General features: G+C 50.4%; 1 protein-coding gene. It reads left to right on the top strand.

Annotation, left to right across the window (positions count from 1 at the left end; translation table 11 throughout):
• Nucleotides 1-272, top strand: a 272-nt coding sequence (locus L9G74_RS20650) for a transporter substrate-binding domain-containing protein (protein ID WP_238898634.1), incomplete at both ends; no start/stop codon positions are given.

Below are 272 nucleotides of genomic sequence, written 5' to 3'. Positions count from 1 at the left end.
GTTTGCCAAGGACCTGGGTGTCAAGCTGGTGATCAAGAATATGGACTTTGATTCCCTACTCGTCGCCCTTGAGACCGGAAAGATTGACACGATCATCTCCGGAATGAACGTCACCAACGAGCGTAAGAAGAGTGTTGACTTTTCCAATACCTACTACTCCGGAAATAGCTACTTCCTGATCAATAAGGCCGACCATGACCGGTTCAAGAAGGCTACCGACTTCAAAGGTAAGACCGTCGGCGCCCAGAACGGGACCCTGCAGTCGACAATGA

Source organism: Shewanella electrica (genome assembly GCF_022321485.1).
GTDB classification, from domain to species: Bacteria; Pseudomonadota; Gammaproteobacteria; order Enterobacterales; family Shewanellaceae; genus Shewanella; species Shewanella electrica.
The sequence above is the reverse complement of the archived record's forward strand: the minus strand, read 5'-3'. Positions and strand labels throughout refer to the sequence as shown.